General features: G+C 39.5%; 24 protein-coding genes. 1 reads left to right on the top strand and 23 read right to left on the bottom strand.

The features are described from left to right. Positions 1–487: 487 nt before the first annotated feature. Positions 488–3505 (bottom strand): polysaccharide lyase 8 family protein, encoded by a 3018-nt coding sequence (locus IGI96_RS08755; RefSeq protein ID WP_086338939.1) that lies wholly within the window; start codon positions 3503–3505, stop codon positions 488–490. A 221-nt stretch (positions 3506–3726) separates the two neighbouring features. After that, a complete protein-coding gene (locus IGI96_RS08750; RefSeq protein WP_438785049.1) occupies positions 3727–4659 on the bottom strand; it encodes an IS30 family transposase in 933 nt (310 codons plus the stop codon). 102 nt (positions 4660–4761) lie between these two features. On the opposite strand from IGI96_RS08750, the gene IGI96_RS08745 reads away from it, so the two are divergent. Beyond that, complete coding sequence (locus tag IGI96_RS08745; protein WP_438785048.1) at positions 4762–5004, top strand: hypothetical protein; 243 nt, start codon at positions 4762–4764, stop codon at positions 5002–5004. Between the two features lie 735 nt (positions 5005–5739). Here the strand turns inward: IGI96_RS08745 and IGI96_RS08740 are convergent. The 21 genes from IGI96_RS08740 to IGI96_RS08640 form a co-directional block, all read right to left on the bottom strand. Next, on the bottom strand, positions 5740–6366 hold the full coding sequence (locus IGI96_RS08740) for a hypothetical protein (RefSeq protein ID WP_438785047.1): 627 nt from the start codon (positions 6364–6366) through the stop codon (positions 5740–5742). A gap of 268 nt (positions 6367–6634) precedes the next feature. Beyond that, positions 6635–7183 carry an EF0163 family protein gene (locus IGI96_RS08735; RefSeq protein WP_438785046.1) on the bottom strand — a complete coding sequence of 183 codons (549 nt, stop codon included), beginning with the start codon at positions 7181–7183 and terminating at the stop codon, positions 6635–6637. A 59-nt stretch (positions 7184–7242) separates the two neighbouring features. Beyond that, positions 7243–7488: an ASCH/PUA domain-containing protein gene (locus IGI96_RS08730; protein ID WP_438785045.1), complete on the bottom strand. Its 246-nt coding sequence runs from the start codon at positions 7486–7488 to the stop codon at positions 7243–7245. Positions 7489–7514: 26 nt separating this feature from the next. Next, complete coding sequence (locus tag IGI96_RS08725; RefSeq protein ID WP_438785044.1) at positions 7515–7703, bottom strand: hypothetical protein; 189 nt, start codon at positions 7701–7703, stop codon at positions 7515–7517. 126 nt (positions 7704–7829) lie between these two features. Continuing rightward, a complete protein-coding gene (locus IGI96_RS08720; RefSeq protein WP_438785043.1) occupies positions 7830–7991 on the bottom strand; it encodes a hypothetical protein in 162 nt (53 codons plus the stop codon). A gap of 25 nt (positions 7992–8016) precedes the next feature. Beyond that, positions 8017–8955 carry a glucosaminidase domain-containing protein gene (locus IGI96_RS08715; RefSeq protein WP_438785135.1) on the bottom strand — a complete coding sequence of 313 codons (939 nt, stop codon included), beginning with the start codon at positions 8953–8955 and terminating at the stop codon, positions 8017–8019. Positions 8956–9115: 160 nt separating this feature from the next. Next, positions 9116–11311 (bottom strand): CD3337/EF1877 family mobilome membrane protein, encoded by a 2196-nt coding sequence (locus IGI96_RS08710; RefSeq protein WP_438785042.1) that lies wholly within the window; start codon positions 11309–11311, stop codon positions 9116–9118. A gap of 15 nt (positions 11312–11326) precedes the next feature. Next, positions 11327–13855, bottom strand: coding sequence for an ATP-binding protein (locus IGI96_RS08705; protein WP_438785041.1), 2529 nt, complete (start codon positions 13853–13855; stop codon positions 11327–11329). 132 nt (positions 13856–13987) lie between these two features. Next, on the bottom strand, positions 13988–14338 hold the full coding sequence (locus IGI96_RS08700; RefSeq protein WP_438785133.1) for a TcpE family conjugal transfer membrane protein: 351 nt from the start codon (positions 14336–14338) through the stop codon (positions 13988–13990). A 17-nt stretch (positions 14339–14355) separates the two neighbouring features. After that, a complete protein-coding gene (locus tag IGI96_RS08695; protein WP_438785040.1) occupies positions 14356–14574 on the bottom strand; it encodes a TcpD family membrane protein in 219 nt (72 codons plus the stop codon). Further along, positions 14571–15563 (bottom strand): conjugal transfer protein, encoded by a 993-nt coding sequence (locus IGI96_RS08690; RefSeq protein WP_438785039.1) that lies wholly within the window; start codon positions 15561–15563, stop codon positions 14571–14573. Before IGI96_RS08690 ends, IGI96_RS08695 begins: the two co-directional genes overlap by 4 nt. Positions 15564–15567: 4 nt before the next feature. Next, positions 15568–15813 (bottom strand): hypothetical protein, encoded by a 246-nt coding sequence (locus IGI96_RS08685; RefSeq protein WP_438785038.1) that lies wholly within the window; start codon positions 15811–15813, stop codon positions 15568–15570. Next, on the bottom strand, positions 15794–16528 hold the full coding sequence (locus tag IGI96_RS08680) for a hypothetical protein (protein WP_438785037.1): 735 nt from the start codon (positions 16526–16528) through the stop codon (positions 15794–15796). The genes IGI96_RS08685 and IGI96_RS08680 overlap by 20 nt, the downstream gene beginning before the upstream one ends. Then, a complete protein-coding gene (locus IGI96_RS08675) occupies positions 16528–17463 on the bottom strand; it encodes an LPXTG cell wall anchor domain-containing protein (protein ID WP_438785036.1) in 936 nt (311 codons plus the stop codon). Before IGI96_RS08675 ends, IGI96_RS08680 begins: the two co-directional genes overlap by 1 nt. A gap of 22 nt (positions 17464–17485) precedes the next feature. Then, the gene (locus IGI96_RS08670) at positions 17486–17830 is read right to left on the bottom strand and encodes a hypothetical protein (RefSeq protein WP_438785035.1); all 345 of its coding nucleotides are present in this window, start codon (positions 17828–17830) and stop codon (positions 17486–17488) included. An 18-nt stretch (positions 17831–17848) separates the two neighbouring features. After that, positions 17849–18406 carry a hypothetical protein gene (locus IGI96_RS08665; protein ID WP_438785034.1) on the bottom strand — a complete coding sequence of 186 codons (558 nt, stop codon included), beginning with the start codon at positions 18404–18406 and terminating at the stop codon, positions 17849–17851. A gap of 139 nt (positions 18407–18545) precedes the next feature. Continuing rightward, positions 18546–18806 carry a hypothetical protein gene (locus IGI96_RS08660; protein WP_438785032.1) on the bottom strand — a complete coding sequence of 87 codons (261 nt, stop codon included), beginning with the start codon at positions 18804–18806 and terminating at the stop codon, positions 18546–18548. Positions 18807–19209: 403 nt separating this feature from the next. Continuing rightward, positions 19210–19710, bottom strand: a complete 501-nt coding sequence (locus IGI96_RS08655; protein WP_438785031.1) for a hypothetical protein — start codon at positions 19708–19710, stop codon at positions 19210–19212. After that, positions 19711–20256, bottom strand: a complete 546-nt coding sequence (locus tag IGI96_RS08650) for a hypothetical protein (RefSeq protein WP_438785030.1) — start codon at positions 20254–20256, stop codon at positions 19711–19713. Beyond that, positions 20253–21509 carry a replication initiation factor domain-containing protein gene (locus tag IGI96_RS08645; RefSeq protein WP_438785029.1) on the bottom strand — a complete coding sequence of 419 codons (1257 nt, stop codon included), beginning with the start codon at positions 21507–21509 and terminating at the stop codon, positions 20253–20255. The genes IGI96_RS08650 and IGI96_RS08645 overlap by 4 nt, the downstream gene beginning before the upstream one ends. A 357-nt stretch (positions 21510–21866) precedes the next feature. After that, positions 21867–22178: a hypothetical protein gene (locus tag IGI96_RS08640; RefSeq protein ID WP_438785028.1), complete on the bottom strand. Its 312-nt coding sequence runs from the start codon at positions 22176–22178 to the stop codon at positions 21867–21869. Positions 22179–22186: the final 8 nt, after the last annotated feature.

Raw genomic sequence — 22186 nt, 5'->3', positions numbered from 1 at the left:
TAATGTACTGCTTGTTCATTCAATTTCCTCGGTTTCATATTGCGTGAGAAACGCTTAATAGTTCTGCTATTTGGTGCTGTGTGACGTCATTGTCTTCTCTTATGGAACGAATATTCTTATATTTCATTAGTTAATTAAGTCGATCACGCAGCAAAATGTCTACAAAATGAAGGAGATGTTGGAACAATTACAATCTTGGAAAAGTGTGCTTGCAATCTTAGATACATTCTTTAGTGGCAAACATACGTCTTTTAAGTAATAAGAAAATTAGCAAACATTTCATTCCAATGCGCAAGTTTTCAGCATTTTCTGTGAGGATTTTTTTGACAAAACCTCGGCACTTGAAAAGTAGTTAAAAGTTAAAGGAATTAATAGTCAAAGAAAAAATCTATGTTTAGCCTTTCATCGTTTCATTTTCTAGATGACAAAAAACAGCTAGAGATTGATCCCTAGCTGCTGATGATGAGATAGATAGTATTGAACGACCTTACTCCACCACAATCACTTTATTTCCACCGTCTTTCTCCGCAAAGTTCACCGTAAATAGATCCGTCGAAGCATCATAACTGATTCCATCACTTTGAGAGACGATTTTTTGGTAGTCTTTTGGCAATTTTAAGGTCATGGTCGTCGTTGTTTGAGTTGGATCAGAAAAGGCATAGATGGTTTTGCCTTCTCTACTTGTTCTAATCAATGAAAGAGGCTTGTTAGTAGTAATATCGGCGACACTACCTCCATCATTCTGCCAAAAATTGATACCTAAATAGTCAGTTTGATCAAGTTTTACGGCTTGAACTTCCGAGGTATTGGCTAAAATCTCCAGCGGTTTTTCTTGGGCATAAGCAGTCAGTTCTGTTTCATTGATGCCTGGCAACATGACATACGCATAATGATCCTCCACGGGATTTTTGCCATGATTGATCAAGAATTTCCGATATTCTCCGGTATAAACCGCATTACTTGGAAATGCCTCATTGATTTCTGTATAGCTGCCTGTTCGTGTTTCACTTACCACGTTTCCTGTCGTTTCTTCTGGAAAATAGTAACCGATATTGGCCTGAGAATGATTGGAGTCTAACAACAACCACTGCTTGCTGCTTGTCTCATTTGACTGATTAATGCTTCCTTGATCAGAAAGGATTTGATAAGTATACTCATCATTTAGTAAGCGATTATCCACGACCGTCTCAATAGAAGCTGTCGTATCACCAGTGATTCCCGCACCTAAAGCGACAATCTGCCCATCAATGATAAACCACGATTTTTTTGCCCGCACGTTCATAGGTAAAACATTCCCGTTATTTTTTGTACCCGTTTTGTTTAATGCCATTCCCACCGCAGCTGCACCATCATAAGCCACACCGCCTACCCACTTTTCTGGAGACGTTACCGTTGTAAAAGCTGAATTTTCATCCGCTAATTGTATGGTATCCACGGTTGTTCCTGGCAAGCGATATGGATCGACGGTCGGCCAATAACTAGAATTGAATTGAACTTGATCATCATTATAGAGGTAGAGCATCCCGTCTGCTGTATGCCACCCACGCTTGTTTTCCTTGTTGCCAGCTTCAAAGGAAGAAATACGACTGGAATATAGTCCTAAACCCACCATATAATCAGTTGTTCGTTGAACAAAGCGATCCATTGAAGCGTACAGTTTTGTTCCCGTAAAAGGTAATGCATCCCCTGTAATCGATGGGTCTGTCAAGAGATTCATCGTCATTTGTAAATCATTGAAGTCTCTTGCATTCGTCAAATAATAGTCTGGATTTTCTTTGAGCCAATATTTGGCAGCTTCACGGAATCTTTGCTGGTATTGAGTTGGTGCGAATTGGGATACGATCAGCAAATTATAAACTGTTGATGAGCCATAACCGACTTTGTTTTTGGCTGGAGCTCTTGAAATCGAACGACCATTGACCAACGGCAGCATTTCTCCTTGATAGATCAACGGCAAGAATGCTTGATCAACATTTTTGACAAACGTTTGTACGAGATCAGCGTCCATCTCAAAACTTGACCCTTGCGTGATAGCTAGAATTTGTCCCACACCCTTGATCAGTACATTTCCATAAGAACCAGTATAAGGGATCGTGTTATGCTGAATAAAGGAGCCATCTTTATAAAAACCATCGCCTTTTGTGACTAGCTGAAATACTTCTTCGATACTTGCTGAAGCTTGTGTGATTTCCCCAGCGTCCCTTTGCAAAATGCCCAAGCCTAAAACAGTAAGCGCGAGATCTATACGATTAGCACCAGAAGTCACAAAATTTGGAATAAAAGCAAGCTCAGTAAAACTGCCTTGTGTCTTCGTATACAATTGCTTGAAGGGATCTGGTACATAACTGCTGATAATGGCAGTGTATTGCTGTAATTTCTCGGACGGTAACTCAGCGCCTAAAATCATTAAAGTACTGATCAGTTTTTGCGGAACACCGATTTGCCAATCCCACCAGTTTCCATGGTACTTTTTCCCATCGTACCCTTTTCGAGTGACCATGAAATCTATCCCATCAATAATCGTCGTCGCCACTGCATTATCTTGATACAAAGAACTACCTTTCGTGCCATAGGCTAAAGCCATTTTCTGTAATTTTGTAAATTGAGTCGTTACATCCGCTGAAGCAGTATTCCCTTGTTCGAGGGGCCATAGGCTCGTTCGATCAGATGCTTTATTTATTGTTTGATACAACGCCTCAGCTTCTGAGGTGACCATCTGCACGTAATCAGCCATAGTCGAATTATTTGGATCATAGTTATCGGAAACCAGTTGATTTTGCCATTTTTCTTGCAGCTGCATAAATTCTGCTGTATGATCTTCCACGGGCAAGCTGTCGGTAGGACCGCTGCGCATCGATAATACCTTCAGCTTAGATAAATTGCCAAACAAACGGATACCCACATACCCGGACCAGTCCCCATCAATTGCCTTACCATTGGGATAGTTTACCTTTTGATTCTCATAAAATAGCTGATCATTTAAAAAGGCACGAAAACTCGAGCCCTCATACTGAAGCAAGAGTTTATATTTTTGTCCCGCAATCAAAGTAGGTCCAGAAATAGCTGTCAGCCATTTTCCACCTGGTTGACCAAGTTGCCACTGCCCATCACGATTATAAGCAAACGATTGCCACTGATCTGTCTTTTGTTCATCTGCGCGAAAGACCACCCCAATGTTCGCTTGGTCTTCATATAAAAAAGTAGTTTCAAAATCCCCTGAAGACCGCTTGGGAGCATCTTTGTTGAGCGTTACTGATTCCAGATTGGTGCCTTGTTTCGTATTACTGATCATTAAACCAGTAGAATTTTGTGCTACTTCGGCTTTCCCGACTAAATCTTGCCAAGACCCTTTCTGATTAGAAAAATCCGAGTGATAGATCGATTCTGCTTCCGGCAATTCGGGTATTTGTTCCTCGGCATTTCCAGAAAGACGAGTGGCGCTAACTACCGAATACAGCAACAAGAAACACCCCATGATCAGCAGATATTTTTTCCCTTTTTCCATCCTTTACTCCTCCTATTTTCCCGCGCAAAAGATAGCGCTATCATTTTGTGGAATGGGAGATTTGTCAAGTATATTGCAGAAAAAAATTAAAAAATTTTTTTTGACCTCAAAAACAGCTTGAAATCAAGGTTTCTCCATGTTTTTAGACAACACAAACTAGAGGTACCCCTTTTTCTTTTAAAAAAATTTGTACCTCTTTTTCAAAACTATAGAACTGTTTCTCATGCACTTGATTTGTATTGATCAAGTGCTGTACGAAAACCAAATATCCGACGGGGACGAGTATTGATCAAATACACATAGTGATCTAATTCTTCTTGTGTTACTTGCCCAATATCTTTCCCTTTAGGAATGTATTCCCGTAATAAGCCATTTGTATTCTCATTTGTCCCACGTTGCCAAGAGCAATAAGGATCCGCAAAATAAACCGATACCTGCAATTTTTCTTCTAACTCTTCATAATTCGAAAATTCTTTCCCGTTATCCGCTGTCAATGAACAAACAACCTCATTTTTTAGCATGTTCAATAATTGCCTTGTTACAGTCGCTGCTTTTCGATCAGGTGCAATTTGTGCCAGTAATTTGCGAGAACAACGGTCAACTACCGTAATAATTACCGCATTTGTTCCTTTCGGACCAACCATTGTATCTATTTCCCAATCGCCTAGACGTTTTCTTTCTTCAATCTCTTTTGGTCGATCATGAATGCTTTTCCCGCCTTTCATGCGATTCACTTCAGAAGACCGTTTAATCGGTTTACCTTTTCTTCGTAGCTGTAAAACAGAACCCACTTTGCCATCACGAATATACCGATAAATCGAACAAAAACTAGGAAAGCTCCGTTCTTGTTTGCGATATACACCACTAATACTCATCGGCGACCAATTCAAAGCTAATGACTGTTTGATCTGTTCTTTTACTTCAGGTGTCAATTTCTCACACGTTTTTCTTGAAGAAAGTCGCTCTTTCGCAGCTGTATGAGCATAAGCAGGCTCATAATGTCCATTTTCTTTCACATTTCGTCTTACCTCGCGGAAAATCGTCGCATTACTTCGATCCAACAACCGACCAATCTCAGAATAATTCAATCCTTGATCTAAATAATAAGCAATTGCGTTTCGTTCAATATCCAGCAAATGCGTATATTTTTTCAAGAAAACCTCCCCTTCTTTCTTTTTTGAAAAAATCATACCATAGTACAACGAAAAATGATATAATCCATACTATAGGTAACAAAAAAGAAAGAGGTAAAAACCATGAAACCACTCGAAAAAGGTATTGCAGACATTGAAAAAATCCGCCGTTTACTTACAACAAAAAGCTGTCGGCAAATATCAAAAGCAACGAATATTCCAGCAGTCACCATTGAAAAACTAAAGAATGGCGAACGAGCCATAGAAAAACTCAATCTTGCCTATGCGATTCGATTGACAGAATACGCCAACCAACAAAGTGCACCTATAATTGAAATATGGGGGAGAAGACCATATAAAAAATAAGAAAATACACCAAAAAAGAGCAGCAGTAGCCGCTCCTTTTTTTCTTACAATATAACCACTCATCTATTTCTTACTACTATTACAACCATCCTTAGTTTCCCCTATATTGAAATAATAAGCAACTGAAAAACCTATAAATAACCCTGCAGTAATCCACCATTTAAACGGTCTATCTAACAAATTAGATAAGCCCCAATTTAACAACAATACAACCAGAAAACCTAAAAAAATAACTTTAAAATCTTTTATGATTTACACATCTTTTCTAAAACTAAAAATTTATACGTCCATTATTTGAAACTTTATTTCGGTGATCCCAACATCAACATTTCGCTAAATAATGTTGGAAAGAAGCTATATTCAACACAAAATCAATAACAGTTTCTTATTCAATAACCACACTAAAATTTTTAACGTTTCTTTCTTTTTTTGAATTTTTTCGTCATAATACTTAATCCTACACCAAACACATACAATTTATACCCATAAAAAATACAAGCAAACAAAAATAGCAACACAACGAGAAAAAAAATAACCGACGGATTCTTAATAAAAAATATACACATTGAACCTAATAAAAATAATAAAAACAAGAAAAAAAACAAAACAACAAGATACACAAACCAAGAAAACCAATAGCCCTTTTTTGATTCACCATTTTTTTCACCAATTTTAAAAAATTCATCTACAAAAATAAGAATTATTTCCAATAACCTCACTATAAATTCCATATATCTATGTCAACTCTATCCATCCATTACCTGGAATTTTATCACTATTATCGATTGCTTGCGCAATTGCTTTCCCTGGATCTGCAATTTTAGCAATAACTCCAGATAATCCCTTAATAATTTTCCCTAACTGTTTAATTCTAATTGTAGCCGCTAATCTACTCTGTAATGCCAACGCAAGCGCTTGAAATCCATGCTTTCTAACATAACTCGCTATAGCACCACCTGTAATAGCTCCAATCATTACATTAATTGTTCCAGCTAATACATTCACTGATACCAATCCATGTGCAGCTCTAAAACCTATACTACCACCATTTACAGACTTATCAAGTTTTGTAAAATCTTGAAAATCACTTGATGACGAATCAAAAAAACGAATAAGCGCCTGCTCATAAATTTTCTTTTGTTCATCAGTCATTTCTTCATGTCTATTCACTTCAACATCTACCGCATTATAAAAATTTTGCTTTTCTTCTTCAGTCATATTTTGAATATCCAAAGGATTTAAAACTATTTCTTTATTTATACTCTTTTCTGCTGCATAAGCACTTGTCCCTGCACTAACCAATACACTAAATCCGATCAACAATACACCAAATAACGAAAAGAATTTTACTATTTTCGACATATAGACTACCTCCGTATATGATTATTTTTTTGATAGATCAATTATTGTTTCGTCTGCATTACAGATTATTCCCAAAGCTGATTTTTTCCCAATTTATTTTACTCCTTCCTGCTTTGTAACAACCTTCACAACTGGAGTGTGCCATATCTTTCATCGAAAAAACAGTCTATTCTTTTTGCTTTTTTCAAGGTATAATTAATCTTATGATCGTTATTCACATTGTCAATAGTTATTGTTGCTTTCAACTTTATTTAAAAATATCGGTTATTTAATAAGCGCTTCGAACATAATAGACTTTGATTGCGTCGATCTTTTGTTCAACTACTTTTACTTGCAACACCACAAAACGCGTCACATTATTCGCATGTTCTTCCCCAAACAGTAAATACTGCGTCGGATCATCTACATCTTGTGTCACCCGGTGAAGTTTCCCCGTTGTTTTCATTTCTACATGCGGGTCTACATCAATACTATTGTCTTTGATACAACAATCTGTCATATATTCTCGCACCGCTTGATTGCGCTTATACACATCAGTGAAATTGCTCCACCTTCTAGCAAAGTCTTTTAAAAAACTTTTTGTTGCCTCATCAATTTGTTCCGACGATTCTTCTAATACCCCATTTTGAGCACTTCTTTCTGTACTTTGAAACGTCTCTTTCGTTTCTTCTGGTGTATTTTCTGTTTCTTCTACTGCTTCGATTGTTTCTTTTGTCGTAGTTTTTTGTGTCGCTTGTTCTTCAGAAGAAAACCAATGACAGCCAGTCAAGCCCACCAAACAAATACAACTAAGCACAACTACGATTCCTTTTTTCATTCCTCTATTCACCTGCCTTTTTTATCCTGTACCTGAGAAATTCTCGAATATCTTAAAAACTAGTTTCCACTGCTACCCATCGGCTGAAAACCAAAGACAACTTGACCTTCTGGCTGCCCGAAATCAGTAATATACGTAATGAATACATGATAACTATTTCCTGTATAATCTCCTTGAACCCATTCACGCAAAATCACTAAATCATCCACTTGAAACGGTCGATCATTCTTACGAATTTCAAATTGTTTTCGTCCACTTGTTACTGCTTCGAAAAATTCAGGAAGGATCTTTAGTTCATGAACCATGTTTTTTCACACTCCTTTATTTTTGTTTATAATAAGTTAAAAATTCCAACACAAACATCAAACCAAATAACCACAGAAAATGCTTTGATACAAATAAACACTTGGTCAATCGTTCTTAATTCTCCTTTCTCTTGTTTTGCTTCTCTCATTGCGAAAAGACTAATCATTGATCCATGAAGTAAAATAAGAAGAAAATGCGCAACATATTCAACCATACATATTCACCATCCTCTTCACTGGTGGAAACGCATAAAACAAAAAAGGCACCTAAATCTAAAGAAAACATAACTCCTTTCCTTTCTCAAACAATTACTACAATTTCTCTTTGAAAATAAGAAAAACTAAACGCTCAACTTCCAAAAAATGTTAAAGGCAATCAAACCTAACCCTACCAAATCAAAAAACACTTTTAGCCAACGGTGTTTGGTGTTAGGAACGCCACAACAGAACACAATAACGATATACAAAAAGACAAACCAATTGAATAAAAGTAACGTGTCCATCTAACTCACCTCCCCTTTTTTCGTTTTATTTCACTTTACGAACCAGACTTCGGATTTTGGTTTGATTGTAGGTGCGTTGATACTGTGCCATAATCCGCCCCTGTTCCGCATTTTGTTCTACTGTTGAGAAATTTTGTCCCCCATTTGATACATCGGTGATAATGCCTGTATGTCCCCAAATACCAGGAGATAACACCCCGCCCGCTTGCCAATTGATCACATCCCCTGCTTGGAGGTCACTTGGTTTTGGATTCATAATGACTTGCCAACCATAGGCTCCCCAATCGTAATTTTCACCGATATACATGGCGTACATATGTCCTGAACCCATCATCTGCGGCCCACCTAATTGAGACACATACCACGCCGTACCGCCATAACATTCCCCGTTATTCATTGTTTGACCAATCACACGGTCTAGCACTTTCGCATTGCCTTTACTCTTGCCTGCAACCGCCGTGTTATTTGTAGGTAACGTATTCCAATACTTGATCGCAAAATCGTCGTACTCGGTCAAATGATAGGACTTTATAATACTCATCGCCCCTTGATAGTAGGCACTGCCTTCAGTAATTCCTGCCGCCGCATACCCGCCACGGCCTAGAATCAATAAACAACTCCCTGGATCTTTGTTGCCCACACACTGATTGAAATTGCTTTGTGTCGCAACCATAAACCCATAATAGCTATAACAGGCTTTCAGATTCGGAAACTTCATATAATGCCCACCTTCTGACCCACCAATCCCTCGAACGGATCCTTGCGGGTACGGACAGCCAGGAAACCAGGTAATCCCAAAAAAGTTGGTATCATTTCTTCCTGCCGCTGACTGCCCATACGCCGATTCCCAACCTAATTGAGATAAAATGACACTAGGCAATAACCGATACTTTACCGCTGTCCCTACGGCTGCCCGTGCATGTTCATCGGTAATCGGTCCTCGTCCTTTGATTTCTTCAAACATCGGTAAGTCTTCGGTATACTCCCCGTTAAACGTAAACGCCAAACCGGTTGACTCTATTCCCTCTTCAGATAAACTTCCCGAAAAAAAGAAAAACGGAAAAATCAAAAAAGGAATCAAAAAGAAGAAAAAACAACCCAGACAACCTTTCTTCATCTGTGCCTCATCCCTTCTTCGATAATGTTTTTTGCACTGTCCGTCCGTTAGGCAACGTGAAATCTTTTCCTTGTTTTGCATCTAAAATCGGTAACGATCCCGCATTCTTTCCCGCCGTCTCTAGTGATTTCTTTTCCTTTCCTGAAAAAGGCAAGGAAGATCGCGGATTGTTTGATCCAGAAGCAACGATCATTTGTTCTGACGGTAATTCTATCCGCCGTTGCGTCGTACGATTTCCCGATAGATTTGGAACAAGAGCAGTTGGAAGTACTGTTTGGTTTGTCAATTGCTGCAACGCTGGATACGCACCGTTTTTCGTTTGTTTTTTTAGTTGCCGCACTTGTTGTGACAGTGAACCATTCGCCGTTAATTGTGGCACCGGTGTTTTTCCGGAAGGTAACGGAATCGTTTGACCGACAAACGCTGTTCCTTTGCTTAATACTGGCTTTCGTTGATCCGTTCCTGTATGCTTTTGTGATTGTTCCAACGACTGTACCCGTTGTTTTGGTCCTATCGGATCCTTGGACAACCCTGGAATAAACACACCGGCAAGTCCAGAACGACTCCCAGCTCCTGGTGACGTTTCAGGATCCATACCATGATAACGAACTTGTCGCCCCCCATAAGGTAAGCTTTGTTTTGAGCGTCCCTCTACTTCGAGTGGATTGATCACTTGCCCGGCTTTTGTAGGTTCTTGTGGCGTACGCTTTTGTTGAAACTTTTGAAAGCCATGCAATGCCGCGGAAGCAACTGGATTCGTCGCACGATACACATTGCTCGCTAATCCCGCACCTTTGATCGCCAAGTTTTGCCCAGCAGCGGATAATTGCCCCGGCACTTGTTTCATTTGAGACAGCGACTGACTCGCTATATTTTTCGTGTTGTTAATTGTTTGGTCCGCTGCGCCCAAGCCTAATTTTTTCATGAGATCTTTTCGCTTTACAACTAACAAAAGAGACAAGATTGCTTTGACAAACATGTTTCCTAAAAAGCCGAAGACTGTATCCATCGGGATTAGATCATCCACAATGTTATAAATCAAAAAGGCAACTAAAATAACCACACTATAAAAGGATTTTTGGAACATCATGCCAACCAATGATTTCACAGAATTCATTAACATATAATCAAACGCTGGTACAAAAGAAGCCAACAGAGAAAAGACCAGCCCAATCATGAGACACAAGACCAATAATTGAAAAAGAAAACGAATCATGCCAATCACCACCAAAGGTAAGCCAATACTAACGTTTAACAATGGCGTCATAAACCCAACCACCGATTTATACACTGCTTTTGTTGGTTGGATATACGCACGATACGTCGCTTTCTTTTCCCCTTCTTCTGCCGCTTGTGTCACTTTTGTTTCAATGTCTGATAATTCCTCACTGGAAGCGCCACTAGCTAAAAATTCTTTTGGATCAATTCCTGCACCCTGCAACTCATCTACATCCGTCGTCCCATAGTTCAATAACAAATACGGATCAACCACCGCTGCTTTGTAATAGAGTTTTCGCACTTCCTGGATTGCTTGTTCTTGTGTGGTCGGAACCAAAACACCATTGATATCTGTTTTGGAAAGATTCTGAATGCTATTCGTCGCTGAAAAAATGAATCCTTCCACTTCCACCGATATGTCGTTCAATCCTTTAACAAAATCTTCCCCTTTACTAGGAACATTGCTTCCATAGCCAAACCAGACCATCGAAAAAAGTACGACAAACAAGAAACGAAAAAGCACCATTTTGGCGTGACCTTTTCCTCGAATGACACGCAACAGAAAAATGTATAACAGATACAATACAACCACTGAAGCCCCGATCGGGTCGAAGATCTTGGAATAAATCGAATCAGAAAAGACAAAAAACTGGTGGATCAATTCATTCATTGCCGCGCCTTCATAAAGCTTTTGAATGACAAAATCGAATCCTTGCCAGATCAATTTACTAAAACTAAAAAACATGTTTGTCATCATTTTTAAAAAGTCGGTGCCATTTGCCCCAAACAACATTTTTCCTAACGAAAAGTCACTATCTGATAAATAAGAAGAAAATGTATCTAAATGAAATTTCCTAATTTCATAAATAGTTTGGTCCGCTGCTCCTTCTGCCGCATATACCATGCCGCCAAGAAAGAGTAAACCCAGGCACACACCCAAAAGAACCCACAACCAGCGCTTTTTTCTCCAGTGTTTTCTATCCATCGTCTCACCTTCTTTCTATTGCATCACAAACAGATCTTGCTCTTCTGCCTTCGAATGACTGGTCTTCTCCGTTGTTTGTAATGCCGCAGTCATTTCTTCGAATAAACTATGCACATTCAGTTTTCCTACACGTCCATAGGGGTCTAACATCCAACACTGCCCCTTGATCATATGACTCATTTCTGCTAAATTTGCCTCATTGACTTCCAAACGCAAATGGGTCAAAATCTTTTCCCGCTCACTGTCTTCATCAAAGGCAAAGACTACACCAAAATTCCCTTTTTCTTTATCCGAGCCAAGGTCCCCGATAAATTGTGTGTCTAAGACTAACTGGTTCATCTGTGAACGTCCGACACGTGCCATCGAAGCAATAATACTCCGTCCAGCATTCGAATTATTGAACACCCAAGCCTCCGTAAAATAAATCGCGGTTTTTTTACTGCTATCACGTTTTCCAAACATTTCACAAAAACGCCCTAAGCTGATCATCAAACAAAGCGATTTTCGGTCCGCATCTGTGTATAACTCCGGTCGCACATTGTCATTCGGTAATTTCAAATCCTGAATCTCTAAAATGGTTGTTTTCGCATCAAAATTCAATCCAGAATTTTCCCCATAAGAGAATCCTAAACGTAAAATGGAATCTTCCACTGTCAAACGTAAAAATTCCCCATATTCTCGAACTTCTTTTTGTTCCATCTGTTCCAAATACTCAATCACGTGCATTAAACCAACTTGTTCGCCGTCTTCTTTACGAGCTAACACCTCTTGAATCCCTTTCAGCACAGCACCTTTCAACAAGTGATTGGCACCTAACGGACTCAATTCATCAATCATATCTTGTGCTACTTGTTTTGCATCCACTCGAGACAAACAGACAATCGGATCTAATACGCCATAATTTCGCGGATCGGTCGCATCCAACGTGACATAACTCATCCGATGTAAATGATCCACAAACAACGGATAATTCTTTTGATAATACGGATCACGAATTAATTTTGAGAACCATTTTCGTTTTTCCCCTTTCGGATCCACAAATAGGCTCTGTACGTCCATAAAGGAACTATACAAAAAGAGCAAGCCAACTAAAAACGTCTTCCCTTTCCCGGTCTTCCCCGTCACTGCCACATGAGGTGCATCAAACAAAGCACCTTTAATCCCTTCCGCAATGGCTAAAAGATTCAAAAAGACAAAGCGATTTGACGCATAGATCAATTCTTCTAACGGTGTTTTTTCTCCTCGGGAACCACTATCTCCTAATACATCTTGACGACCAATATACCAACCAGCCTCCATTCCTAACTCAGACACCGCAGAAAACAATAATTCGCCAATGACTTCCACTGTTGTCCGGTGTTTCCAATACAATTGACGACCTAACGGCTGCCCTAACAGACACTTATAAAACAGCTCTTTCTGATCGTTTTTCGCTCGGTGAATTTTGATATGCGCACTTAATTGTTGAATGATTGTCGCGCTATTTTGTCGAACTTCTTCTATCGATTGCCCGTACACGATAAAACACATGAACCAATCAACAATCGGTTGCCCATTGTCTACTCGCTGCTTCAAATGCTTCACTAACCCACGAACCGTTAATAGTCGATCGCTAGGTTCTTCATCATTTTGAATCAGTTCTTTGTGTTCGGTCTTGAAACGTTCAGCTAACCAGTTTAGTTTTAGCCCAACGCCACCTTGACCTTTCAAGTGTGGGTAGTTCACCTTCAACCGCAACTCTGACGGAAAAGAAAGATCTTGTACAAATTGAAACAGGTCACAATTTTTCATATTTTCAGGCGTTTCCCCAACCGGTAAAAGGGCTAGATAACTCGTTCCTAGCTCATCTTCCAATTGAAGAATTCCTTTATGATCTTTCAACACACGTAAGTAAGTGCCTTGATTGTCCTTTAGCACTTCCCAATTGTTTTGTTCCTCTACTTTATGAACCATTCCTCGAATATACTGCAGACGATTGACATAAAACAGCTCTTTTTTCAGTAACGGACGAATCGAAAAACTATAAAGCAATTGCGTGACTTCTTTTACATAAGGATCACTTTCTGTAAACAACACGTCTAAATCGTCTATTTCTAAACCGAATAACCGCGCAAGACTTTCGCCTACATCAAACCAGACAAGGCGCACCACATCCCGAAGACTTTCCACTGTCGCCTTTTCTTTGATCTTGACACCTAAAACAAACGACGGACGATAGACATGTCCTTCTCTTTCTAATAATTCAACGGTCTCATTCGCATAATATTGCCCAATCTCACGACTATCAGGAGAAAAACCATCCCCTAATGTTTGGAATTTTGTCCGCAAATTCATCGTTTTTGGATACAAAAAGAGTTCCACATCTTCATAGTCCGCTAAAAGCAACATCAAACGAGCCATCATTTCCTTAATTTCTTGTGTTTTTTGCGACGTATTTTTTGAAATCGTTCGTGGAAATACATGATAATACGCCCAAACACAACCATCCCCATTCAATAAACAATTTTTCTTCATTGCTCGTACAGGTTCTTTTACAATTGCCACTTTGTCACCCCCTCATCAAAAAAAGGATAACCGTTTTACAGATTATCCTCTTCGTCTTCCTCATCAAAACAACAAAATTTATTACAAAAAACCAATTCTTCCTCCAGCGCAGCCGGCGAAACCTTTTTCCAATTATAATAAAGACAATCTCCAGAAATCATTTGTAACGTATAACAAACCAATCCCCAGAGATAAAAATGGACTTTCTTTCCATCCGGTTTTAGCCTTGCTAAAGCCAATACACAAAAATAAGGGACAAAAATAAGGGACAAAAGCATAGAAAAACGCCCCCGCTGGCGGAAAGAACGATTTGACCCAGGCAATAAATGAACGTAAAAAAATCAATTCAAAAAGAAAAACAATGACAAACGTGATCGCATTGATTACCGCAACCGGAAACGGTAAGCGCCAATTGCTGGTAATTTGTTGTATCCGGTAAGGTTCTGCATAGACAATCGAATAATCATAAGGAGCCCAGTCCATTTTATTCACCTAGCTTTCTACTCAACAAAGATTTTCGCAATCCATTCACCTATGGCATTCAACACACGCGACGGATCGTTCAAGAAGAAATAAATCACCGCGCCTACACCTACAGCGATCAACACGGAACCGATCTTCGATTTCATAAACCCTCTTAGCGCTAAATATACAACACCCATAATCACAAAATAACCAGCTTCACTCAATAGCTTATTTACAAATTCTCTCAGCGTCATTCGTTTTCTACTCCTTTCACATCTAACCAATTATGTGTTAATTTTTCCACATAATATTGATCGGTTTTCTTCGTAATCACTAGCGTCATTTGTTCCTTTTGTACTAACAACATCCCGCTATCTTTGAAAGTCACCGTTGCTTTGACAATAAACGGTTTCTCCGTGTCCTTATACGTGAACACTTTCATTTCAACTTGATCCAACACCGCCGTCTGATTTAGTCCCTCCGGCTCTTTCATCATATACGCCATATCTTTCGCTTGATTTTTCGCATATTTATCTAAAAAATCCTCTACAAAGCGTTCCACCTCACGTGTGATCGAAGCATCCACTGTTTCATACAACGTTTCATCATACGTCAACATTCGTTGTTTTTCTGTATTCGAAGAAACCGCCGAAAAATAGGGATAAGCGACCACACGACACCCTTTCTCAGAAAAAGAAAAAGGAACATTGATCGCTTGAGTGGTTGTAACGGTTGTTGCTTCCTTTGTTTTGGGATCAGTTGTACGAATGTCATACGTCACTTTATAGCTGGCAGTCGGAACGGCATCTACTTTTTTCAAACCGATAAATGACGCAGCGGTTAGCTTTCTCGTTCCTGAAAAGTTGTCAAATTCTTGATTAAAATCTTGTGCATAAAATTCTTTTTTCAACAATTCCATCCGCTGTTGTTCTTGGTCATAGTCTTCAAACGTATTCATGTACAACGCAACAAAACGATTCATAAAGGACTCAATCTCCGGCGTATAGACCAATGCCGATTGATCGCTTTTTTGTTCTTTCTGTAATTGCTGGATTTCATCTTTGATAAAAGAAACTTGAACCTTGGTTTTTATCGACTGGAAAAACGCCAATCCACCAGAAAAACAAAGAAACACAACCAAACACCAGATCCATTTGACCGCTTTTTTCGAATGAATTTTCTTTTGTTTTGGTATTTTTTCAGACACTTCTTTTTCTTTTCGCCGCAATTGTCGCTTCCTCATAGAGCTACTCCTTTCGATAGTTTTTTAGTAGCTCATACTGTTGATAATCAACTAAAATGCCCATCGCAATTGAAGGTAAGAAAACCGTGGTCTTATACAACACGCTTGCCCCGATAAAAACAACCGTGGAAAATACACCAAACAATAACCACAAAGAACAGCAATTCTCACTGGTAGAAGTCCGTGGAAAGTACGCCACCAAACACATCAGTAGAAATAACACAGTTACACTATTTTCCCAAGACGTCATCCTCATTCTCCTCCTCTTTTTGCGGTTCATCATCCAGCAACGTTGCCTTGAATGAAAGCCAGCCGCGTTTGCCTACAGAAAAAGTAGCCATTTGTTGCTCTTGGCATTTTTTTGTTTCTGCCTCATAACCGGTTACATATTGTTTTGTCTCAACGGATCGAAGACCAAAATAACCTTCCACCGTTTTGAAGCGGTTGGTCTCTTGGAGGATTTTCCAAAGATCGTTGGCTAGTTTCAACTCTTCTAATGAGCGGTAACGATCGATTAGGCACAAAGCAATCAAACCACCAAACACACCCAGCAGTGTACTCTCAGACTCAAAATAGGACAGATAGGTCGCATTGTCCCCGACCAAAGCCCCAACGCCTAGCCCCAATACAAGGTTTGAAAACAAAAGGAACAATGCCCAGAAACGAAACATTCTCACGCACTTTTGCCGCAACAAACCCACTAAACAATCGATACAACAACCAAAAAAAACCAATAACAAGACAAAGGAAATCACACCAGATACATCTATTCCACTAAACGTACTTGTATGCCCCAACCAATGTACCTCCCCAGAAATAAAAGGGAGGATTTTCGTTTGAATGCCTTTCATGTACAGAGCCAACATCCGCGCCAAATTCCAAAGCAGAAATAAACGAATAAGCTGGTGAATGCTCCAGCTAGCTAACCACCGGCGATAAGCTTGTTTCTCAGAAAAGTCCTTCATCAATAACTCACCTCATCCACATTCTTTTTCTTTTTATAGCCAAAGAAGCCAGCAACACTCGTCAAAAGTATCCCTAGTAGTGATAACGCCGCTTGTACTTCTTCTCCAGTTTTTGGTAAGACTTTCGTTTTTCCATCCGCTGTTTTCACTTCAATATTCCCACTAGGGAGTTCTTTCACAGGAATGGATGGATCCTCTACTAAGTTCCCTTGCGCATCTTGTACCAATGGCACCCCCTCTTTTACTCCAACAATCGTTTGCCCACTTGCGGCTTTTAATGGTGTTGTTGGCGTTGGTACATGACTGATTTCTTTCACATCACTGGTTACGATCGGTACACTTGTTCCTTGCGCAGCACCCGTCGTGATTTTTCCAGAAGTATCCACCGACACCGTGACTTCTTTTGCCGGAGTCGCTGGTTTGTCTTCTTTCGGTTTGGTGTCTTTGTCTTCTTTTGGTTCTTCTGTTGGCTGCTCTTCAGACGGTTGCGTCGATTCTTCTGTTGGTTGTTCGGGCTCTTTACTGGCAGAAGGCGTTGTTGGTTGTTCGGTCGTAGAAGAACCCGTTGTGCTGCCTAGTGTTTCTGTTGTCCCTAGTGTTTCTGTCTCGCTTGTTCCAGGATCTGTTGGGGTTGTTCCTGGACCTTCACCGCCTTCAATCGGTTCTGTCGGTAATGTTGGTTCTGGCAGCTCAGGTTCTGGAGTCACGGGATCAGTTCCTGGTTGCGTTGGCGTCTCAAGTTGTGCAGGTGTTTCAGATCCTCCACCAATTTCTGTCCCTGCATCCGGTACTCCTTCGCCTGGCAACGTTTCTACTACGCCCGACTCAGAACTTTCTGTTGTTTCATCCGCATGAACCAATGAATTTCCTAATTGAAACGAAAATAACGTTGCGCCTACAGTTGTTAGTATTGTTGCTACTGTTGTTTTTTTCATCTTATTTCCTCTTTTCTTTTGATTATGCAATTCGTGTTTTATTCATGGACGCCGTACTAATGTTGTCTGAACGATAGAAGAATTCACGCCCATTTTCTTCTAACCCAACATAAGGGTTGTTTTTGAATAGTTGAATCAACAGCTCACTCGTATTGTATTTTGGATAGTTTGCGAAAAAACAATACTGCGCTTGTCGTCCATCTGAAAACTCAACGAATAATTCATAGCGATACCGTTTCATCCCTTTGCGCAAACTCAGCGGATCTCTGTACCAGCTCGTCCATCGTTCCATTTTTGGATACAGATAGACACGATAGACATAAACTAACGCCATACAACACACCACAAAAAATAATAATCGCCACATAGAAGTCCCTCTTTTCCGTCACCTTTCTTGAATAGTTAAACATTGATAGTCTTGGTATAGGCTAGAAAAATCTGCCATCAATTGCTCGTATAAACGCTGTTGTAGATAGCGATTATTGCAAATACGTAATTCTTCATAACCTTCCATCGGTTGATTCTGTTTCTCGTATTGAGAAGCTGCTCGGTGGCGTTCTGCTTGTAACACATACCCAAATTCCACACCATAACGTTCCACTGTTAATAAACGCCGACCGCGTAGTTGTTCAATATAACAATCACAAAAATGCTCCTTTGACATTTGATTGTTTTCACGCTTCAAAAATAAATGTTGTTTGGCAAGGACATTGTTGGTCAAACAATCAGATAAATAGCGATAATCCGGCGGACGTCGGTTTTCATTCGTGAATTTGTCCCACAACAAGCCAATTTTAAAACGCTCTGCTTCTAAGTATTCCTCTTCACGTGGATAAAACGAATCAATTTCACAGGTCTTTTTTATGACACCAATAAACAAATCCATGTAATGAGAAACAAACGGCTCTTTTTCAATCGGCTCACCTAAAAATTCTAATGGCATGACCTTTCTTCCTTTCTTGAAAAATAAAAAAACAGAAATCAAGTTGACTTCTGCTTTTCTCCTATTTTTGTATTCTTTTCATTCGTTGACAAATCCAAATTATATAAATAAAAAATTCCATCTTTTTTCAACCTAGTAGCTACTTATGAAAAGTAGTCGTTTGTTTATCATCCACTGCTACAATGATTTTACGAATATAAAAGTCCACTTGGTTGGACGATTTCAAACGATACTTCCAAAACTCTCCATCTGCATACTCGCAAACATAGCCAGCTTGATACAAATAAGATCTTAAAATATGCCGGTCTCGAACCACATTATCCACCAGCCATTCAATCATGCCATGCTTGTTACGCTGCCCTAGAATATAACACTCAAAAGGTTTTTCTTCTTTACTCATTGATTTCCTCCTCTCTTTTGTTCATTTATTCAAAATTAAACGTACCTTTTATTTGTTGGTATCTCATCCCACAATAGCTACATGCCTAAATAAACGTATTTAAAAATGTGAAACTCTACAAGATAAGCATATATATAGTAGTGACCAGCTCATATAATCCATTGTATCAAAAGGCACATAATAGTTATTATAGCATCAACGATTTCTTGTTTTAATCGTAACCGTTTTCTCCCCTCTATTTTCTTCTTTTCGAAAATAACAATTTTTGTTATCATAGAAGCAAGTTGATTGTGACTAACTTCATAAAACATAAAAAACCCTTGTAATATTAGATAACGTAACCACTTTAAACATTAAACACAATCAACCCAAAAGATCACTTGATTTTTCAAGGGGTCTTTTTTTATGGCAGAATTCGTAAATTGCATTTTTTCAAAAAATCAAGTGGTACAAGTTCACGAAAAGAAGGAGCAATTTTGGATAGAATTACTTCCCCATCTTGTAAAATACAATCATAGAAATCCTCCGCTACTTGATACTGTCGCTTCTTACAATAATTAATAAAATAATAACGGTCATTTTCTATTTCTATGCGACACAGTACGAATTTTTTTATGATATCATCGTAAAAATGAACCTTGAACAGTCCTTCTAATTCTGATTTAAAAATCGGATATTCTTTTGGAAACAGTCGGTCTTTTCGCCGCTTGTATATGACCGGATACAATTTTACCAATTCTGTAAAACGATTGTCTGTATACGGCAATGCACGAATACTTTCCTCTAATCGCTCTTTATACATATAGTACAATATACGCAACAGATAACGTACCGCTTCTTCATTTTCAATATACGTTGGACTTCCTGACCAACAAGCACCTACATACCTGATTAACTGCCCCATCTAGATTAGCACCTCTTGAATACTAATGACCGAGCCATGATAATAAGGATAGGTCGCATATTTACCAATTTCCTCTAACTCACATTCGATCTCCTCAAGCGAAAGATAGGTTTGCTCTTCTGTTGGTCGCCGACTCATTTCCCAACACACCATCGCTATAGAAATTTCCTCTACTAACGGCACGTCTTCCCCGATCGGACCAACACACTCTTTATAAATGATTTCTTTTTCTGTTCCTTCTTTTACCGCAAGAATTGCCGGAATCGGTGTAGAAAAACGATAAAAATGGATCTGTTCAAAAGACCCTTTGCATTGCCTGAACTCTACCTCTGAGAGTTCTTGTTCATAGCTTTTGCGAACTTCTAATAAGCGAGCGATCTCTTGCCAATTTTCTTTTTCTTGATACCGCCCTGCTGCTACTGCTTGTTCGATATACGGTATACGAAATCGGAAATAGGATAAATCGATCATCTTTTCGTTACAATCCTCAATGGCTGCTTTTAGATCCATCATTCGTAGCCAATCTGTTTTTGTTTCTTGCCTCATGCAATTTTCCCTCCTGACTGTCTCATCCATGCAAGATAATTTGTTTGTTCATCGTTTAGCTCTGCTTCCCGAATGCCAGCTTCTACAAAATCACGACCTAGAATTCGATCCGCTTCTTGTAAGAGTTTCAACGTCGGTGCCACTTGTTTTAAAAACCAGCGCTCGGAGCGATCCAATGAAAATTTCTGTGGCTTTACGGTAAAATCCAATGCTTCCATCGAACGAAATAATTTCGCCCAGCGTTCATTGACGACACGCGCATCTGTGTCTAATCGATCCCAGATAATCACCTTTGCATTGATCAAACCAACGCCAATTTCACCTAATCTTTTTGGCGACTCACCTAAAATAAATTCCTCAATTGCTTGCATCGCTTTTTCGTTCGCTAAACGCAGTTCAAAGCGGTTGTAAATGCCATACTTTACCAATGCGTCTAATTCGGAAATGCCCTCCCGGTTTGCGATCTCAAAGCGTTTTTCGTAGAAATTGAAAAATAGCGGACTTTTTCGCGAGCCAAAGTAAAGCGATAATCCCTCATTACGTAAGCAGCTATCCTCTAAAAAACAGCCACCAATATTCTGAAACCTCTTGAAATCCATCTCTAACAAGTCGGCTTTTTGTTTCTCTAACAATTCGAATAGATCGAAGTGTTCTTCTGTTTCTAAGCCCCAAAGCTCATCTAACGCTATGTCAAATCGGCTGCACTGGACACGGCTATATCCTGCCTCTAACTTTCCTTGATTATGCCAAATCTGTTGAAGCCACGTTCGCCAATCCTTTTTTTGTTCACGCATGACTTCTTCATACTCACGACACCCTTGACCGGAAAACTGAACAAGTACATTTTCTGTTACCGTTCGTTTCGAATGCCAGAACACCCAGATATTACCACGAACCGAAAGACGATCAAAAAGGTACAAGCCCGTTGGGCGTGTTTCAAACTCCGCTAGATCCATTCGTAACACACGTTGAATCACTGTTTTGTAGTCTGTCCCAAAAAAGGAAAGCCGCAAATAGTCGATCATTGCACGTACATCAATGCCGCTTTCCATATATAGCCGAAATCGCTCTTTGATTTTTTGTTCAAAGTCTTCCGGGATCTTCTTTTTCCCTTGTTCCATCTTTTTTATATATTCCGCCGAATATCCTAACAATTGTGCAAATCGCTTTTGAGATAGCGGCTTTCGATTACCAGTTGGCGTATAGTTCATGCTTAGTTGTTTGCGGTAATTTCGTAATTCGCGAGGCGACATTTTTTCACTTCCTTAGTAAAATAACAAAATCGATTTTTTTTGACCCTTTAAAAACGCCGTCATATCAAGTGGTACCCCATGAATTTTCGCAAAAAGGGTACCTCGGCTGACCTTAGCTAATGCCTTGATAGCACTGGTTTTTTTGCGTATTTTTTTATGTGTTATGTTATTTCTGCCCCCCATATTATATATCGGGGGGCTTTGCACAAGGAGGCCGTGCTTGCGCACGACCCCCTTGTGGCTGCACACGCTGCTAGCGAGCGCGCGTTATAGGCTCATGCTTCGCAGCCTGAACGCGCACCGCCCGGCAGAGTGCGGCTACTGGACTACGTCCAGAGCCCTCCCGATATATAATAGCTATAAAATTAAATGATCTAAACTCTTTATTTCACTGTACTTTTCAGGAGAAAAAACACGATAAATCGATAAAGTCAGATCTTCTTCTAAATTTACCCGATAATGATACAAACGAGTCAATCGCTCTACGTCCGTTTTTGTTAGCAATACCTGATTAATCACCTTTCCTGAAAAAACACGTTCCCTACGCAAAAAGCGATAATCAGTTACTTGCTCGATACGATTTAACCAATCATAAAAAGTTCTCGAAGAAAGAGAAGGACTAATCATTTGTATAGCTGTAGCCACTCGATAATACTGTATTTCTGACATTTATCACC

Source organism: Enterococcus sp. DIV0421 (assembly GCF_051713745.1).
GTDB classification, from domain to species: Bacteria; Bacillota; Bacilli; order Lactobacillales; family Enterococcaceae; genus Enterococcus_D; species Enterococcus_D casseliflavus.
This window is presented reverse-complemented; position numbering and strand designations above follow the sequence as displayed.

Coding starts and splice junctions, on each gene's coding strand:
- IGI96_RS08755 (WP_086338939.1), bottom strand. CDS start 3,505: ATGGAAAAAGGGAAAAAATATCTGCTGATCATGGGGTGTTTCTTGTTG.
- IGI96_RS08745 (WP_438785048.1), top strand. CDS start 4,762: ATGAAACCACTCGAAAAAGGTATTGCAGACATTGAAAAAATCCGCCGT.
- IGI96_RS08740 (WP_438785047.1), bottom strand. CDS start 6,366: ATGTCGAAAATAGTAAAATTCTTTTCGTTATTTGGTGTATTGTTGATC.
- IGI96_RS08735 (WP_438785046.1), bottom strand. CDS start 7,183: ATGAAAAAAGGAATCGTAGTTGTGCTTAGTTGTATTTGTTTGGTGGGC.
- IGI96_RS08730 (WP_438785045.1), bottom strand. CDS start 7,488: ATGGTTCATGAACTAAAGATCCTTCCTGAATTTTTCGAAGCAGTAACA.
- IGI96_RS08725 (WP_438785044.1), bottom strand. CDS start 7,703: ATGGTTGAATATGTTGCGCATTTTCTTCTTATTTTACTTCATGGATCA.
- IGI96_RS08720 (WP_438785043.1), bottom strand. CDS start 7,991: ATGGACACGTTACTTTTATTCAATTGGTTTGTCTTTTTGTATATCGTT.
- IGI96_RS08715 (WP_438785135.1), bottom strand. CDS start 8,955: ATGTTTGAAGAAATCAAAGGACGAGGACCGATTACCGATGAACATGCA.
- IGI96_RS08710 (WP_438785042.1), bottom strand. CDS start 11,311: ATGGATAGAAAACACTGGAGAAAAAAGCGCTGGTTGTGGGTTCTTTTG.
- IGI96_RS08700 (WP_438785133.1), bottom strand. CDS start 14,338: ATGGACTGGGCTCCTTATGATTATTCGATTGTCTATGCAGAACCTTAC.
- IGI96_RS08695 (WP_438785040.1), bottom strand. CDS start 14,574: ATGACGCTGAGAGAATTTGTAAATAAGCTATTGAGTGAAGCTGGTTAT.
- IGI96_RS08690 (WP_438785039.1), bottom strand. CDS start 15,563: ATGAGGAAGCGACAATTGCGGCGAAAAGAAAAAGAAGTGTCTGAAAAA.
- IGI96_RS08685 (WP_438785038.1), bottom strand. CDS start 15,813: ATGACGTCTTGGGAAAATAGTGTAACTGTGTTATTTCTACTGATGTGT.
- IGI96_RS08680 (WP_438785037.1), bottom strand. CDS start 16,528: ATGAAGGACTTTTCTGAGAAACAAGCTTATCGCCGGTGGTTAGCTAGC.
- IGI96_RS08675 (WP_438785036.1), bottom strand. CDS start 17,463: ATGAAAAAAACAACAGTAGCAACAATACTAACAACTGTAGGCGCAACG.
- IGI96_RS08670 (WP_438785035.1), bottom strand. CDS start 17,830: ATGTGGCGATTATTATTTTTTGTGGTGTGTTGTATGGCGTTAGTTTAT.
- IGI96_RS08665 (WP_438785034.1), bottom strand. CDS start 18,406: ATGCCATTAGAATTTTTAGGTGAGCCGATTGAAAAAGAGCCGTTTGTT.
- IGI96_RS08660 (WP_438785032.1), bottom strand. CDS start 18,806: ATGAGTAAAGAAGAAAAACCTTTTGAGTGTTATATTCTAGGGCAGCGT.
- IGI96_RS08655 (WP_438785031.1), bottom strand. CDS start 19,710: ATGGGGCAGTTAATCAGGTATGTAGGTGCTTGTTGGTCAGGAAGTCCA.
- IGI96_RS08650 (WP_438785030.1), bottom strand. CDS start 20,256: ATGAGGCAAGAAACAAAAACAGATTGGCTACGAATGATGGATCTAAAA.
- IGI96_RS08645 (WP_438785029.1), bottom strand. CDS start 21,509: ATGTCGCCTCGCGAATTACGAAATTACCGCAAACAACTAAGCATGAAC.
- IGI96_RS08640 (WP_438785028.1), bottom strand. CDS start 22,178: ATGTCAGAAATACAGTATTATCGAGTGGCTACAGCTATACAAATGATT.